The organism is Massilia aerilata (genome assembly GCF_042656905.1).
GTDB lineage: Bacteria > Pseudomonadota > Gammaproteobacteria > Burkholderiales > Burkholderiaceae_D > Telluria > Telluria aerilata.
Window position 1 is genome coordinate 138,815 of sequence record NZ_JBHSMZ010000006.1, and the last position, 13,837, is coordinate 152,651.

A 13,837-nucleotide genomic window follows, 5' to 3' on the forward strand; every position below is an offset into this window, starting at 1 on the left:
GGAGACGCGATGGACGATCCGGTTCCCGATCCGTGGCAGGGCCTGCGCCGGTTCACCGCCGCGCGTATCGGGCTAGGCCACAGCGGCATCAGCCAACCCACCCGCGCCCAACTGGACTTCCAGCTGGCGCATGCGCGTGCGCGTGACGCGGTGCACGATGCGCTGGACAGCGCGGCGCTCGGCGCAGCGCTGCGGCAGGCCTGGCCCGGTGCCCCCTCCCCGCTGGTGCTGCATAGCGCGGCGGCGGACCGCAAGGTCTACCTGCAGCGGCCGGACCTTGGGCGGCGGCTGGATACGCCGTCGCGCGAACGCCTGCGCGCCCTGCGTGGCGGCGACGATGCGCACGAACAGCCTGTTGACCTGTCCGTCGTTGTTGCGGACGGCTTGTCCGCCCGCGCCGTTGCGCAGAACGCCGCGCCCTTCCTGCAGGCCCTGGCCGCCCGGCTGGACGGTGCCGCCTGGCTACTGGCGCCGCTGACGATCGTCCAGCAGGGCCGCGTGGCAATCGGCGACGAAATCGGCGAACTGCTGGGCGCGAAGATCGTCGTGGTCCTGATCGGCGAGCGGCCCGGCCTCAGCTCACCGGACAGCATAAGCATCTACATCACCTGGGCGCCGTCGGCCGGCCTGACCGACGAGCGCCGCAACTGCATCTCGAACGTACGGCCAGCGGGACTGGGCGTCGAGGAAGCCGCGGACAAGCTGCACTGGCTGCTCGGCGAGGCGCGCAGCCGCCAGCTGAGCGGCGTTCAGCTCAAGGACGAGACCACGCGCGCGCTGGCCCAGGGACGATAGAGCGTGAGCGCCGCCACCAGGCCACAGGCCGCTGCCGCCGCCATCCAGTAGCCAGGCGCCGCCTTGTCGCCGGTAGTTTCGATCAGCCAGGTCGAAACCACCGGCGTGAAGCCGCCGAAGATGGCCGTCGCCAGGCTGTAGGCCAGCGAAAAGCCGACCGTGCGCACTTCCGGCGGCATGATTTCGGTGAGGGCGACCACGGTGGCGCCGTTGTAGCTGGCGTACATGAAGGACAGCCACAGCTCGGCCACCAGCATGTGGGCGAAGCTCGGGTCGTGCACCAGCCAGGACAGCACCGGATGCGCGGTCAGGATGGGCAGCACGGTGAACGTGACCAGCAGCGGCCAGCGTCCGATGCGGTCCGACAGCGCGCCCATCACCGGCAGCCAGATGAAGTTCGACAGACCGACGCAGAAGGTCACCAGCAGGCTCTCCGCGGCGCCCAGGTGCAGCACGCTCTTGCCGAAGGTCGGCGCATACACGGTGATCAGGTAGAAGGACACGGTGGTCATCACCACCAGCATCATGCCCAGCAGGACCAGGCGCCAGTTGCCGGCGATCGAGCGCAGGACTTCGCGGAAGGACGGATGGTGCCTGCGCGCCTTGAACGCCGCGGTTTCCTGCAGCGAGCTGCGGATGATGAAGACCACCGGGATGATGCTGCAGCCGATGAAGAAGGGAATGCGCCAGCCCCAGGCGCCGATGACGGCCGGCGCCAGCCACTGGTTCAGCAGGAAGCCGATCAGCGCCGCGGCCATGATCGCCGCCTGCTGGCTGGCGGACTGCCAGCTCACGTAAAAGCCCTTGCGGCCCGGCGGCGCCATCTCGGCCAGGTAGACCGAGACGCCGCCGAGTTCCACGCCGGCCGAAAAGCCCTGCAGCAGGCGGCCGCTCAGGACCAGCAGCGGCGCCAGCATGCCGATCGTGTCGTAACCCGGCACGAAGGCGATCAGCACGGTGCCGAAGGCCATGATGGCCAGGGTCAGGATCAGGCCCTTGCGGCGGCCGATGCGGTCGATGTAGCTGCCGAGGATGACCGCGCCGAGGGGCCGCATCAGGAAGCCTGCGCCGAAGGTCACGAAAGTCATCATCAGGGAGACGTACTCGTTCCCCGACGGGAAAAAGGTCTTCGCGATATAGCTCGCGTAAAAACCGTACAGGAAAAAGTCGAACATCTCGAGGAAATTGCCGCTGATGACGCGCAAGATGGTCGAGAACTGCGAGGGGACCGGGGCGACCTGGTGCATGATGTGCTCCTCTACTGCATTGGTTTATTGGTATTGCTGTTGTCGGCCAATGATCCTGCGTGTGGGATAATAAGTAAATTGCATAATAGTGATTGATCGATGCATGAACCGGATTGATCTCGAATTTGGCGACCTGCAGGCCTTCGTCGCCGTCGCCGAGGGCCTCAGCTTCCGTGCGGCCGCCGCGCAGCTGTTCATCTCCCAGCCGGCGCTGAGCCGGCGTATCGACAAGCTCGAAGGCGTGCTGAAGGTGCGCCTGCTGGAACGCACCAGCCGGCGCGTGTCCCTTACCGAGGCGGGCAGGCAGTTCCTCGAGCATGCGCGCGCGGCGATCGCCGAGATGCAGGTGGCGCTCGGCGCCCTCTCCGCGGCGGCGGCCAAGCGCAGCACGGTGGTGACCGTGGCTTGCGTGCCCTCGGTGGCCAACTATGTGCTGCCGGTCGCGCTGGAGGCCTTTTCCGCGCGGTTCCCCGAGGTGCGCCTGCGCGTCCTCGACGAAAGCGGCGCCCAGGTGGTGCAGTCGGTGGTGCGCGCGGAAGCGGACTTCGGCGTCAACTTCATCGGCGTCCAGGAAGCGGAGCTGGACTTCAAGGCGATTTATACCGAGGGCTATGTGCTCGCGCTGCAGCGCAGCCATCCGCTGGCGCGCGGGAAGACGGTGAAGTGGAAGGACTTGTGCGGAAGCCGGCTGATCTCGGTGTCGGCGCGCAGCAGCAACCGCGTCCTGCTCGACAACGCGCTGGCGCGGCTGGAGCAGCGGCCCGCCGTGTTTTGCGAAGTGAATCACGTGACGGCCGCGCTGGCGCTGGCGGACGCCGGCGTCGGCGTGACGGCGGTGCCGGCGCTGGCCTATTCAAAAGTGCGCTATCCCTCGCTGGTGACGGTGCCCCTGGTCGAACCGGAGGTACGGCGCACGCTTGGGCTCATCACGCGCAAGGGCGCGGCCCTGTCGGCGCCGGCCCAGGCCATGTACGACTTGCTGGAAAGCGCGGCGCGGAGCGGCTTCGACTTTCCCTGATCAGGCGCGCGCCAGTAGCCGGCGCAGCTGGGCCGCCTGGTAGGCGCCGAAGGTATCGCTGAACAGGCAGCGGATCAGTGGATCGTCGACCACGTCGGCGTCCAGCAGCGCGCGCTCGGTGTCGGCATCGAACACGGTGTCGTTGATGCGCATGTACATCGAGGTCAGGGACTCGCCCAGTTCGAGCGCGGCGTACAGTTTCGCCATCGGGATTTCGGTGGTCCAGCCCGGCGGCGCATCGCTATCGTCGACGGCTGCGCCCTCCGCGGGATCGAGTCGATAAAGGAAGCGCGTGACCTGTCCTTCGTGATCGACAAGCGACAGCTGCCAGATGCGCGGCCTGTCGAAGTATTCCGAGGCCGCCTCGACCTCGCCGTATTTTTCGAGCAGGCCTGCGCGGCAGTATTCCAGCACGCGCGCATGCTGGGCCGCCGTCAGCGGCGCGAAATGGCGCGCGATGTCGGCCGTGGACGGCGGCGCGGCGTTGCCCTCGTAGACATAGTCGACATCCTGCGCGCCGACCGGGATCACCCAGTCCAGCGGCAGCGCCGGCCGCAGCGAGGCGGCATCCAGCCGCACCGAGACCGATGGGTCGAGCCGCACCACCTGCGCGTCCGGCAGCGCGGCGCCCACCTCCTTCGCGAACTGCGCATACGTGATCGGGAAGAAGGCGCGGTTATACCAGGACCACGGCTCCTGCAGGAACTGGCAGGAGCTGGGCACGACGTAGCGCGGCGCCAGCGCCTGCAGCTGCGGCAGCCATTCCTCGGGCAGTTCCGGCGGCGCCGCGCTGGCCCGCGAGGGCGCCAGCACTTCGAGTTCGCGCATGGTCTGGAAGGGCCACAGCACCATGTCCCATGGTCCCTCCTCCACCAGTTTGGCCAGCGTGCCCTCGTCGATCCAGGAGTCGACCACGTTCAGGACATTCATCCCCGCCGCCTTCACCTGGAACATCGAATCGACATCGGCATCCATCGCTTCGCGCGGTATCACCTGGAAGGCGCCCACGTCCACCGGCTCGTTCAGGCGCAGTGCCTGCACCTGGCTGAAGCCCAGCTGGCGCACCATGTCGAACAGCTCGTCGAACAGGCAGTAGATGTAGAGCGGCGTGGCGCGGTCCAGCAGATCCAGGCTCTCCAGCGAGCAGTGATCGTCATGGAAATGCGAGATGAAGACGGCATCGAAACGCTGGCGCCGGATCTGCTCGTGGTCGAAGCGCACGGCTGGAAAGGCGTGGCAATTGCGGCTGAACGGGTTTTCGAAGATCGTATCGAAGGCGATGCGCGTGCCCGCGCATTCGAACAGGTAACCGGCGTGCAGGATGCGCGAGATGGTCAGCGACGGAGTCGAAGTCGGCATGCTTGTTCTGCGCGTCTCAGCCCAGGCGCATCAGGCGCTGGCCGTGGATGCCCCACTTGCACTCGGCGCCGTCGACGCTGCCGCACAGCGCCCAGCCGGTGCCGATCTTTTCGACCGTGACCGGGCTTTCGATCTCCCTGGCCAGCTTTTCGGCCCACATGCTGGCGGCGCCGCGGCCCTTGAAGAGTTCTTTTCCTTCGTAGATGACGGTGGCGTCGAAAACAGGGGCTGCAAATATGGTCATGACTTCCTCGGGTAGGTCGGTTGAGGGCGGTATCCTAACATTTGCCGCCGCGCCTCCTGAAGATTGGACTGTAAAAAGATCCATCGCGGGTAGTGCCACGTCTCTTCCAGCACCAGCTCCTGCTCGGCATCCGTAGGGGCTGAGCTTGAGCAGCACGCCATTCCACAATCCCTCGAGACGGCGGACCTCGAGACGCTCGTCCCGATAAGCCGCTGTGCACACCGGGTAGAGGCGGTCGTGGAACAGCGGCATGCCGAGATAGCCGTCCGCAAAGACGACGCCATGTGCGGCCGGTATCACACCACCCCATGGCGGCGTCCTGTTATCCGACCGAGGGACGCGCCACCGGCGTGTCAAAGCGCCGCGGCCCCGGCGCGGCGCTCAGACGCGCTCGATCGCGATCGCAATCCCCTGCCCCACGCCGATGCACATGGTGCACAGCGCATAGCGTCCGCCGCCGCGCTGCAGCTGCCAGGTCGCGGTGGTCACCAGGCGCGCGCCGCTCATGCCGAGCGGGTGCCCGAGGGCGATCGCGCCGCCGTGCGGATTCACGCGCGGGTCGTCGTCCGGCAGGCCGAGCATGCGCAGCACCGCCAGGCCCTGCGAGGCGAAGGCTTCGTTCAGCTCGATCAGGTCGAACTGGTCGAGCCGCATGTCCAGCTGGCGCAGCAGCTTCTGCACCGCCGGCGCCGGGCCGATGCCCATCACGCGCGGCGCCACGCCGGCCGTGGCCATGCCCAGTACGCGGGCGCGCGGCGCCAGGCCGTACTGCTGCGCCGCTTCGGCATTCGCCAGCAGCAGCGCGCAGGCGCCGTCGTTGACGCCGGAGGCATTGCCGGCCGTGACCGTGCCGCCGGGGCGCACCACCGGCTTCAGTTTCGCCAGCGCTTCCAGGCTGGTTTCGCGCGGATGCTCGTCGCGGGCCACGCGCAGCGGCTCCCCTTTTTTCTGCGGCACCAGCACCTGCACGATCTCCTGCTCGAAGATGCCGGCCTGCTGGGCGCGCGCGGCCCTGGCCTGGCTGGCCAGCGCGAAGGCGTCCTGGTCGGCGCGGCTGATGCCGTAGTCGTCGGCCACGTTCTCGGCCGTCTCCGGCATGGCGTCGGTGCCGTACAGCGTTTTCATCAGCGGATTCGGAAAGCGCCAGCCGATGGTGCTGTCGTAGATGTTGGCGCTGCGCGAAAACGCCGACTCGGCCTTGCCCATCACGAAAGGCGCGCGCGTCATCGACTCCACGCCGCCGGCAATCACCAGCCGCGCCTCGCCGCTGCGGATCGCGCGCGCCGCCACGCCGACGGCGTCCATGCCCGAGCCGCACAGGCGGTTGACGGTGGTGCCTGGCACTTCCTGCGGCAGCCCGGCCAGCAGCGCGGACATGCGCGCCACGTTGCGGTTGTCCTCGCCGGCCTGGTTGGCGCAGCCGTAGACCACTTCGTCGACGGCGCGCCAGTCGACGTCCGGGTTACGGCGCATCAGTTCGCGGATCGGCACCGCGCCAAGATCGTCCGCGCGCAGGTCCTTCAGGGCGCCGCCGTAGCGGCCGATGGGCGTGCGGATCGCATCGCAGATGAAAGCCTCAGTCATGGGAATTCTCCTTGTCGGTGAGCGGCAGCAGCGGCGCCGCGGTCATGGCCTGCAGGTCCTGGAAGCGCAGGCCGGGCGCCATCTCGCGCACCCGCAGGCCGTCCGTGGTCACGTCGAGCACGGCCAGGTCGGTATAGATGCGGCTGACGCAGCCGATGCCGGTCAGCGGATAGCTGCAGCGCTCGACGATCTTCGACTCGCCGCTCCTGGTCTGGTGCTCCATCATCACGAACACCTGCTTGGCGCCGATCGCGAGATCCATCGCGCCGCCGACGGCGGGAATCGCGTCCGGCGCGCCGGTGTGCCAGTTGGCGAGGTCGCCGCCGGCCGAGACCTGGAAGGCGCCCAGCACGCAGATGTCGAGGTGGCCGCCGCGCATCATCGCGAACGAGTCCGCGTGATGGAAGTAGGCGCCGCCGGTCAGCAGGGTCACCGGCTGCTTGCCGGCGTTGATCAGGTCTTCGTCTTCCTCGCCGGGCGCCGGCGCCGGGCCCATGCCGAGCAGGCCGTTCTCGCTGTGCAGGAAGACCTCGCGCTCGGGCGGCAGGAAGTTGGCCACCCTGGTCGGCAGGCCGATGCCGAGGTTCACGTAGGCGCCTTCGGGAATGTCGCGGGCGACCCGCTCGGCCATCTGTTCGCGGGTATAGCGGCTGGCGGTGCTCATGCGGCCTCCTTGACGACGCGTTGGACGAAGATGCCGGGGGTGACGATGGCTTCCGGATCGAGCTCGCCGAGCGGCACGATCTCCGCCACCTGGGCGATGGTGGTCTTCGCGGCGCTGGCCATGATCGGGCCGAAGTTGCGCGCGGTCTTGCGGTAGACGAGGTTGCCCCAGCGGTCGCCGCGCAGGGCCTTGATCAGCGCGAAGTCGGCGTGGATCGGGGTCTCGAACACATGGTTGCGGCCGTCGATGACGCGGGTTTCCTTTCCCTCGGCCAGCAGGGTGCCGTAGCCGGTCGGCGTGAAGAAGCCGCCGATGCCGGCGCCGGCGGCGCGGATGCGCTCGGCCAGGTTGCCCTGCGGGGTCAGTTCGAGTTCGATCTCGCCGGCCCGGTACAGGGCGTCGAAGTGGTGCGAATCGGCCTGGCGCGGAAACGAACAGACGATCTTGCGTACCCGCCGCGCGCGGATCAGCGCGGCCAGCCCGGTTTCGCCGTTGCCGGCATTGTTGTTGACGATGGTGAGTTCGCGGGCGCCCTGTTCTAGCAGGGCGTCGATCAGCGCGGACGGCATGCCGGCATTGCCGAAGCCGCCGATCATGACGGTGGCGCCGTCGGGGATGCCGGCTACCGCCTGCGCCAGCGATTCGCATGTTTTATCGATCATGGTGGACCTTTCGAGTTTGTGCGATAAACGAACACATATTCGCTTACCGCACAAAAAGTCTACGCCTGCGCCGCGCTGCCGGTCAAGCGAAAAAACCGGGGCCCGCGCCCATCGATTACAATTTCACCATGTCATCCACTACCGATCCCGTCGCCGGCCGCCAGGTCCGGCCCAGCGCCGCCGAAGAAATCGACGCCCTGACCGCCCCCGATTTCATGACCTCGTTCGCGCGCGGTCTGGCCGTGATCCGGGCCTTTGCCGACACGCGCAAGCCGCAGACCATCGCCCAGCTCAGCCAGCAGACCGGGATTCCGCGCGCCGCGGTGCGGCGCTGCCTTCACACGCTCAGGCAGCTCGGTTACGCCGACGCGGAAGGCAATAATTTCAGCCTGCGGCCGAAGATCCTGACGCTGGGCTACGCCTGGCTGTCGTCGACCCCCTTGACGCTCGCCGCCCAGCCCTGCCTGGACGGGATCAGCAAGGCGCTGGGCGAATCGAGCTCGCTGGCGGTGCTGGAGGAAGGCGATGTGCTGTATGTGGCGCGGGCCGCGACCGCGCGCGTGATGTCGGTGTCGCTCAGCGCGGGCAGCCGCCTGCCGGCCTACTGCACCTCGCTGGGACGCGTGCTGCTGGCGCACCTCCCGGAGCAGGAACTGGAGACCTACCTCGGGCGTACCGAACTGTTGCCGAAAACCGAGCGCACGATCACGGACAAGGCCAGGCTGCGCGAGGTGCTGGCGCAGGTGAGGCGCGACGGCTATGCGCTCAACGACGAAGAGCTGGAACTGGGCCTGCGCTCGATCGCAGTGCCGGTGCGCGGCGCCTCGGGCCGGGTGCTGGCCGCCCTGAACGTGGGCGCCCAGGCGCTGCGGGTACCGGCCGAGCGGATGGAACGCGAATTCCTGCCGGTGTTGCGCCAGGGCGCGCAGGAACTGTCGGTGCTGCTGCGCTGACAGCCGTCGCGATCAGAGGGATTCCCTGGTGTAGGCGATGCCCAGGTCGTCGTAGACCGAGTAGACCGTCGCCAGCATGTTCTCGAGTTCCGGCGAACGGTCCATGTGGCGCACGCTGAACAGGACCGGGGAGAACGCGTGCTTGTCCTCGATCGCGCTATAGACCACGTTCCGGTGCATGCCCTGCACGCTCTCGGGGACGACCGAGACGCCCTGCCCGGCCGCCACCAGTCCGATCGCGATCTGCAGTTCGCGGACCTCGGTCACGTGGTCCGGCACCAGGTTCGCTTCACTGAACACGCGCAACACCTGGTCGGCAAAGCTGGGCCGCGGCGCCTTCGGGTACAACAGCAGGTTTTCGCGCACCAGTTCGGTCAGGCGTAGCGCGCCTTTCCCCGCCAGCCGGTGCCCGCGCGACAGCGCCACCACCATCCTTTCGTCGCGCAGCAGGATCCGGCGGATGCTCGGGTCTTCGCTCTTCAGGCGCCCGAAGCCGACGTCGATCGCCCCTTCCTTCAGGGCCTTGAGCTGTTCCACCGTCGTCATCTCGTGCAGCGTCACCTCCACCTCGGGATGGCGCTCGCGGTAGCGGCGCACGATCTCGGGCAGCTGCCCGTACAGGGTCGAGGCCACGAAGCCGATCGACAGCGTGCGCTCCAGCTGGCCCACCCGCTGGGTCATGGCCTTCAGGTCGCGCACCTGGTCGAGCAGGGGCTTGGCGTGGGCCAGGAAAAACTGCCCGGCTTCGGTCAGGCGCAGCGGCCGCGAGCCCTTTTCGATCAGCGCCACGCCCAGGTCCTCTTCCAGCTGCTGGATCTGCCGGCTCAGCGGCGGCTGGGCGATATGCAGACGTTCGGCGGCCCGCGTGAAGTTCCTCTCCTCCGCGACGGCGACGAAATAACGCAGATGCCGCAATTCCATTTTCCATACCTTTCAGGTATTGAGCTGATACCAAAACGGTGTTGGACGCCCATCATGCACGGGAATATCGTGTCATCACCTCAGCGCATTATACGCAACGAATATGATACAGAAAATTGAAACCTTCCTCGTGGACGTGCCCACGATCCGGCCGCACAAGCTCTCCGTCGCAACCATGCACACCCAGACGCTGGTGCTGGTTCGCGTCACCTGCGCCGACGGCATCGAAGGCTGGGGCGAAGCCACCACCATCGGCGGCCTGGCCTACGGCGAAGAAAGCCCGGAAAGCATCAAGACGAATATCGACGCCCATATCGCACCGCTCCTGGCCGGCATGGACGCCACCCAGCCGGCCAGGGCCATGGCCAGGGTGCGCAAGACCATCCAGGGCAACCGCTTCGCCAAATGCGCACTCGAAACCGCCCTGCTCGACGCCCAGGCGCGCCGCCTGGCGCTGCCGCTGTCCGAACTGCTGGGCGGGCGGGTGCGCGACGCCCTGCCGGTGGCCTGGACCCTCGCCAGCGGCGACACCGCCAGGGACATCGCGGAAGCGGAACACATGCTGGACATCCGGCGCCACCGCATCTTCAAGCTGAAGATCGGCCTGCGCAGCGTGGCCGATGACGTGGCCCACGTGCTGGCGATCAAGCGCGCCCTCGGCGAACGCGCCAGTGTGCGGGTCGACGTCAACCAGGCCTGGAGCGAGCTGGAGGCGGTGCGCGGCATCGCCATGCTGGAAGCGGGCGGCATCGACCTGGTCGAACAACCGGTCAAGGCCGGCAACCGCGCCGCGCTGGCCCGCCTGAAGGAACGCTTTGACGTCGCCATCATGGCCGACGAAGCGCTGCACGGCCCGGAGGATGCGATGGCGCTGGCGCGCATGGACGCCGCCGACGTCTACGCGGTCAAGATCACCCAGTCCGGCGGCCTGACGCCGGCGCTGGAGGTGGCGACCGTGGCGCGCCTGGCCGGCATCGGCCTGTACGGCGGCACCATGCTGGAAGGCGGCATCGGCACCGCGGCCACCGCCCACGTCTGCGCGACCTTCCCCGAACTGGCCTGGGACACCGAGCTGTTCGGCCCCTTGCTGCTGACCGAGGAAGTGCTGCGCGAGCCGCTGGTCTACCGCGACTTCATGCTGCAGGTGCCGAGCGGCCCGGGCCTGGGCGTCGACATCGATACCGAGAAACTGCGCCGGATGCAGCGCAAATAAGGAGCCACCATGCTGTTCCATGTACGAATGAACGTCAAGCTGCCGGCATCGATGCCGGCTGAAGAAGCCGCCCGGCTCAAGCAGGTCGAGAAGGAATACTCGCAGCGCCTGCAGCGCGAGGGCAAGTGGCGCCACATCTGGCGCATCGCCGGCCAGTACGCCAACGTCAGCATCTTCGATGTCGACAGCGTCGAGGAGCTGCACACGCTGCTGACCTCCCTGCCTCTGTTCCCCTACATGCAGATCGAAACGATGCCGCTGTGCCGCCATCCGTCCTCGGTCCGCGAGGACGATCGCTGATCGCCTTTCAACCAAGCCTTTGAAATCCACGAGGAGACATGCAATGAATCACGAACAGATCGAAACCCTGGCCAGGCAATGGGTGGTGGAGGCCGCCGACCGTCCGGCCGACCCGCGCGTGCAGCAGGTGGTGCTGCGCCTGCTGGGCGACCTGTGCAAGGCCATCGAGGACCTGGACATCAGCCCGAGCGAATTCTGGAGCGGCGTCGCCTACATGGCCGCCGCCGGCGCCGCCAACGAACTGGGCCTGCTGGCCGCCGGCCTGGGCCTGGAGCGCTTCCTCGACATCCGCGCCGACGAAGCCGAGCAGAAAGCCGGCCTCGAAGGCGGCACCCCGCGCACCATCGAAGGCCCCCTGTATGTGGCCGGGGCGCCGGAAAGCGTGGGCTTCGCCCGCCTGGACGACGGCAGCGAGAACGGCAAGGGAGAAACCCTGTTCATGCAGGGCGCCGTGTTCGACCAGGCCGGCCGCCCGGTGCCGGGCGCGAAGGTCGAGGTCTGGCATGCCAATTTGCTGGGCAACTATTCGTTCTTCGACCGCACCCAGTCCGACTTCAACCTGCGCCGCACCATCGTCACCGATGAAAACGGCCGCTACCAGTTCCGCAGCATCCTCCCGTCCGGCTACGGTTGCCCGCCGGACGGCAGCACCCAGCAGCTGCTCGACCTGCTGGGCCGCCACGGCCAGCGCCCCGCGCACATCCACTTTTTCGTGACCGCGCCCGGCCACCGCAAGCTGACCACCCAGATCAACATCGACGGCGACGAATACCTCTGGGACGACTTCGCCTTCGCCAGCCGCGAAGGCCTGGTGCCGGCGGTCGTGCGGATTGACGACCCCGGGCAACTCGACCAGAAGCAGCTGGACCAGCCCTTCGCCTCGATCGACTTCGATTTCCGCCTCTACCGCGAGACCGAAGCCGCGCCGAGCACCCTGGTCGACCGTCCGCGCGCCGCCGCCTGAGGAGCCGCCATGATCCCCATCCTTCCCGTCAACGCGTTCCAGCCGACGCATCAGAAGCCGCGGAACCTCGACGACTACCTGGTCGAGGATGCGGCCACGGGCGACCACCGCCTGCACCGCAGCGCCTTCACCGACGAGGCCTTGTTCGAGCTGGAGATGAAGCACATCTTCGAGGGCAACTGGATCTACCTGGCGCACGAGAGCCAGGTCGCGAACGTCAACGACTACTACACGATCCATATCGGCCGCCAGCCGGTGTTCATCGCCCGCAACCGCCAGGGCGAACTGAACGCCTTCATCAATGCCTGCAGCCACCGCGGCGCCCAGCTGTGCCGCCACAAGCGCGGCAACAAGGCGACTTATACCTGCCCGTTCCACGGCTGGACCTTCAACAACAGCGGCAAGCTGCTGAAGGTGAAGGACCCGGCGGACGCGGGCTACCCCGAGTGCTTCAACAAGGAGGGCTCGCACGACCTGAAGAAGCTGGCCCGCTTCGGCAGCTACAAGGGCTTCCTGTTCGGCAGCCTGAATCCGGACGTGGCGCCGCTCGACGAGTTCCTCGGTGAAGCCGGCAAGGTCATCGACATGATCGTCGACCAGTCGCCCGAGGGCCTGGAAGTGCTGCGCGGCTCCTCGACCTATACCTTCGAGGGCAACTGGAAGCTGCAGGCCGAGAACGGCGCCGACGGCTACCACGTGACCGCGGTGCACTGGAACTATGCGGCCACCACCAGCCGGCGCAAGCAGGAAGAGCAGGCGGCGCGCGAAGACAAGATCCGCGCCATGGATGCCGGCAACTGGGGACGCCAGGGCGGCGGCTTCTACGCCTTCGAGAACGGCCATATGCTGCTGTGGTCGCAATGGGCGAATCCGGAAGACCGCCCGAACCATGCGCGCCATGCGGAATACACGGCGAAGCATGGCAAGGCCATGGCCGACTGGATGGTCGAGCGCTCGCGCAACCTGTGCCTGTATCCGAACCTCTACCTGATGGACCAGTTCAGTTCCCAGATCCGCGTGCTGCGCCCGCTCGCGGTCGACCGCACCGAGGTCACGATCTACTGCATCGCGCCCAAGGGCGAACCGCTTGACGCCAGGGCGCGCCGGATCCGCCAGTACGAGGACTTCTTCAACGTCAGCGGCATGGCGACGCCGGACGACCTGGAAGAGTTCCGCGCCTGCCAGCAGGGCTATCAGGGCGGCGCCATGCAGTGGAACGACATGTGCCGCGGCGCCACGCACTGGATCCACGGCGCCGACCAAGCCGCCAGGGACATCGGCCTGGCGCCTGTCATGAGCGGCGTGCGCACCGAGGACGAAGGCCTGTACACCGTGCAGCACCGCTACTGGCTCGACGTGATGAAAAAGGCGCTGCCGCAGCAGCCCGCCCCGGGAGAACCGGCATGAACGCCGCCGTGCCCATGATCGCGACCCAGGACGTCCTCGCCTTCCTCTACCGCGAAGCGCGCCTCCTCGACGACGGCGAGTGGGACGCCTGGCTCGCCTGCTACCACCCGGACGCCCGCTTCTGGATGCCGTCCTGGGACGACGACGGCACGCTGGTCGAGGACCCGGAGCGCGAGATTTCGCTGATCTACTACCCGAGCCGCCAGGGCCTGGAAGACCGCGTCTTCCGCATCCGGACCGAGCGCTCGAGCGCAACCATCCCGGACACCCGCACCAGCCACAACATCGCCAACGTGGAACTGGAAAAGGCCGACGGCGCGCTGCTCACGGTGCGCTTCAACTGGCACACCCTGAGCCACCGCTACAAGACCAATTACAGCCATTTCGGCATGTCGCGCTACTTGATCGATTTCTCCGGTCCGCAGCCGCAAATCCTGGACAAGTACGTGGTCCTGAAGAACGACTACGTCAGCCAGCTCATCGACATCTATCACATCTAGGAAATG

15 protein-coding genes are annotated in these 13,837 nt (G+C 67.3%); 8 read left to right on the forward strand and 7 right to left on the reverse strand.

Features of this window, described 5'->3' with window-relative positions:
• The first annotated feature begins 9 nt into the window (after positions 1 to 9).
• Positions 10 to 795 (forward strand): ethanolamine ammonia-lyase subunit EutC, encoded by a 786-nt coding sequence (gene eutC, locus ACFPO9_RS09760; protein WP_379769995.1) that lies wholly within the window; start codon positions 10 to 12, stop codon positions 793 to 795.
• Here eutC and tcuC read toward each other — a convergent pair.
• Positions 750 to 2,042 carry an MFS transporter gene (gene tcuC, locus ACFPO9_RS09765; protein ID WP_379769997.1) on the reverse strand — a complete coding sequence of 431 codons (1,293 nt, stop codon included), beginning with the start codon at positions 2,040 to 2,042 and terminating at the stop codon, positions 750 to 752. The two genes, eutC and tcuC, sit on opposite strands and share 46 nt — an antisense overlap.
• A gap of 103 nt (positions 2,043 to 2,145) precedes the next feature.
• On the opposite strand from tcuC, the gene ACFPO9_RS09770 reads away from it, so the two are divergent.
• Positions 2,146 to 3,060 (forward strand): LysR family transcriptional regulator, encoded by a 915-nt coding sequence (locus ACFPO9_RS09770; RefSeq protein WP_379770000.1) that lies wholly within the window; start codon positions 2,146 to 2,148, stop codon positions 3,058 to 3,060.
• Here the strand turns inward: ACFPO9_RS09770 and ACFPO9_RS09775 are convergent, their stop codons facing one another.
• The 5 genes from ACFPO9_RS09775 to ACFPO9_RS09795 all read right to left on the reverse strand — a co-directional run bounded on the left by ACFPO9_RS09775 (position 3,061) and on the right by ACFPO9_RS09795 (position 7,573).
• Positions 3,061 to 4,419: an MBL fold metallo-hydrolase gene (locus tag ACFPO9_RS09775; protein WP_379770003.1), complete on the reverse strand. Its 1,359-nt coding sequence runs from the start codon at positions 4,417 to 4,419 to the stop codon at positions 3,061 to 3,063.
• Positions 4,420 to 4,435: 16 nt separating this feature from the next.
• Positions 4,436 to 4,663, reverse strand: a complete 228-nt coding sequence (locus ACFPO9_RS09780) for a hypothetical protein (RefSeq protein ID WP_379770005.1) — start codon at positions 4,661 to 4,663, stop codon at positions 4,436 to 4,438.
• A 381-nt stretch (positions 4,664 to 5,044) separates the two neighbouring features.
• Entirely contained in the window at positions 5,045 to 6,247 is a 1,203-nt protein-coding gene (gene pcaF / locus ACFPO9_RS09785; RefSeq protein ID WP_379770008.1) for a 3-oxoadipyl-CoA thiolase, read from the reverse strand.
• A complete protein-coding gene (locus ACFPO9_RS09790) occupies positions 6,240 to 6,911 on the reverse strand; it encodes a CoA transferase subunit B (RefSeq protein WP_379770010.1) in 672 nt (223 codons plus the stop codon). Before ACFPO9_RS09790 ends, pcaF begins: the two co-directional genes overlap by 8 nt.
• Positions 6,908 to 7,573 carry a 3-oxoacid CoA-transferase subunit A gene (locus ACFPO9_RS09795; RefSeq protein ID WP_379770012.1) on the reverse strand — a complete coding sequence of 222 codons (666 nt, stop codon included), beginning with the start codon at positions 7,571 to 7,573 and terminating at the stop codon, positions 6,908 to 6,910. Before ACFPO9_RS09795 ends, ACFPO9_RS09790 begins: the two co-directional genes overlap by 4 nt.
• A 128-nt stretch (positions 7,574 to 7,701) precedes the next feature.
• Between ACFPO9_RS09795 and ACFPO9_RS09800 the strand changes: the two genes are divergently transcribed.
• Positions 7,702 to 8,526 (forward strand): IclR family transcriptional regulator domain-containing protein, encoded by an 825-nt coding sequence (locus ACFPO9_RS09800; RefSeq protein ID WP_379770014.1) that lies wholly within the window; start codon positions 7,702 to 7,704, stop codon positions 8,524 to 8,526.
• A 12-nt stretch (positions 8,527 to 8,538) separates the two neighbouring features.
• Here the strand turns inward: ACFPO9_RS09800 and ACFPO9_RS09805 are convergent, their stop codons facing one another.
• Positions 8,539 to 9,447: a LysR family transcriptional regulator gene (locus ACFPO9_RS09805; RefSeq protein WP_379770017.1), complete on the reverse strand. Its 909-nt coding sequence runs from the start codon at positions 9,445 to 9,447 to the stop codon at positions 8,539 to 8,541.
• A 103-nt stretch (positions 9,448 to 9,550) separates the two neighbouring features.
• Between ACFPO9_RS09805 and ACFPO9_RS09810 the strand changes: the two genes are divergently transcribed.
• From ACFPO9_RS09810 to benB, 5 genes are read left to right on the forward strand one after another with little or no spacing between them, the layout of a single operon-like run.
• On the forward strand, positions 9,551 to 10,660 hold the full coding sequence (locus tag ACFPO9_RS09810; RefSeq protein WP_379770020.1) for a muconate/chloromuconate family cycloisomerase: 1,110 nt from the start codon (positions 9,551 to 9,553) through the stop codon (positions 10,658 to 10,660).
• Positions 10,661 to 10,669: 9 nt separating this feature from the next.
• Positions 10,670 to 10,960, forward strand: coding sequence for a muconolactone Delta-isomerase (gene catC / locus ACFPO9_RS09815; protein ID WP_379770023.1), 291 nt, complete (start codon positions 10,670 to 10,672; stop codon positions 10,958 to 10,960).
• A gap of 43 nt (positions 10,961 to 11,003) precedes the next feature.
• Positions 11,004 to 11,924: a catechol 1,2-dioxygenase gene (gene catA, locus ACFPO9_RS09820; RefSeq protein WP_379770026.1), complete on the forward strand. Its 921-nt coding sequence runs from the start codon at positions 11,004 to 11,006 to the stop codon at positions 11,922 to 11,924.
• Between the two features lie 9 nt (positions 11,925 to 11,933).
• Complete coding sequence (gene benA, locus ACFPO9_RS09825; protein ID WP_379770028.1) at positions 11,934 to 13,331, forward strand: benzoate 1,2-dioxygenase large subunit; 1,398 nt, start codon at positions 11,934 to 11,936, stop codon at positions 13,329 to 13,331.
• A complete protein-coding gene (gene benB, locus ACFPO9_RS09830) occupies positions 13,328 to 13,831 on the forward strand; it encodes a benzoate 1,2-dioxygenase small subunit (RefSeq protein ID WP_379770030.1) in 504 nt (167 codons plus the stop codon). The genes benA and benB overlap by 4 nt, the downstream gene beginning before the upstream one ends.
• Positions 13,832 to 13,837 lie beyond the last annotated feature (6 nt).

What these genes read in the sequence shown, in the direction of transcription:
- eutC (WP_379769995.1), top strand. Translation starts at nt 10, where the DNA reads ATGGACGATCCGGTTCCCGATCCGTGGCAGGGCCTGCGCCGGTTCACC.
- tcuC (WP_379769997.1), bottom strand. Translation starts at nt 2,042, where the DNA reads ATGCACCAGGTCGCCCCGGTCCCCTCGCAGTTCTCGACCATCTTGCGC.
- ACFPO9_RS09770 (WP_379770000.1), top strand. Translation starts at nt 2,146, where the DNA reads ATGAACCGGATTGATCTCGAATTTGGCGACCTGCAGGCCTTCGTCGCC.
- ACFPO9_RS09775 (WP_379770003.1), bottom strand. Translation starts at nt 4,419, where the DNA reads ATGCCGACTTCGACTCCGTCGCTGACCATCTCGCGCATCCTGCACGCC.
- ACFPO9_RS09780 (WP_379770005.1), bottom strand. Translation starts at nt 4,663, where the DNA reads ATGACCATATTTGCAGCCCCTGTTTTCGACGCCACCGTCATCTACGAA.
- pcaF (WP_379770008.1), bottom strand. Translation starts at nt 6,247, where the DNA reads ATGACTGAGGCTTTCATCTGCGATGCGATCCGCACGCCCATCGGCCGC.
- ACFPO9_RS09790 (WP_379770010.1), bottom strand. Translation starts at nt 6,911, where the DNA reads ATGAGCACCGCCAGCCGCTATACCCGCGAACAGATGGCCGAGCGGGTC.
- ACFPO9_RS09795 (WP_379770012.1), bottom strand. Translation starts at nt 7,573, where the DNA reads ATGATCGATAAAACATGCGAATCGCTGGCGCAGGCGGTAGCCGGCATC.
- ACFPO9_RS09800 (WP_379770014.1), top strand. Translation starts at nt 7,702, where the DNA reads ATGTCATCCACTACCGATCCCGTCGCCGGCCGCCAGGTCCGGCCCAGC.
- ACFPO9_RS09805 (WP_379770017.1), bottom strand. Translation starts at nt 9,447, where the DNA reads ATGGAATTGCGGCATCTGCGTTATTTCGTCGCCGTCGCGGAGGAGAGG.
- ACFPO9_RS09810 (WP_379770020.1), top strand. Translation starts at nt 9,551, where the DNA reads ATGATACAGAAAATTGAAACCTTCCTCGTGGACGTGCCCACGATCCGG.
- catC (WP_379770023.1), top strand. Translation starts at nt 10,670, where the DNA reads ATGCTGTTCCATGTACGAATGAACGTCAAGCTGCCGGCATCGATGCCG.
- catA (WP_379770026.1), top strand. Translation starts at nt 11,004, where the DNA reads ATGAATCACGAACAGATCGAAACCCTGGCCAGGCAATGGGTGGTGGAG.
- benA (WP_379770028.1), top strand. Translation starts at nt 11,934, where the DNA reads ATGATCCCCATCCTTCCCGTCAACGCGTTCCAGCCGACGCATCAGAAG.
- benB (WP_379770030.1), top strand. Translation starts at nt 13,328, where the DNA reads ATGAACGCCGCCGTGCCCATGATCGCGACCCAGGACGTCCTCGCCTTC.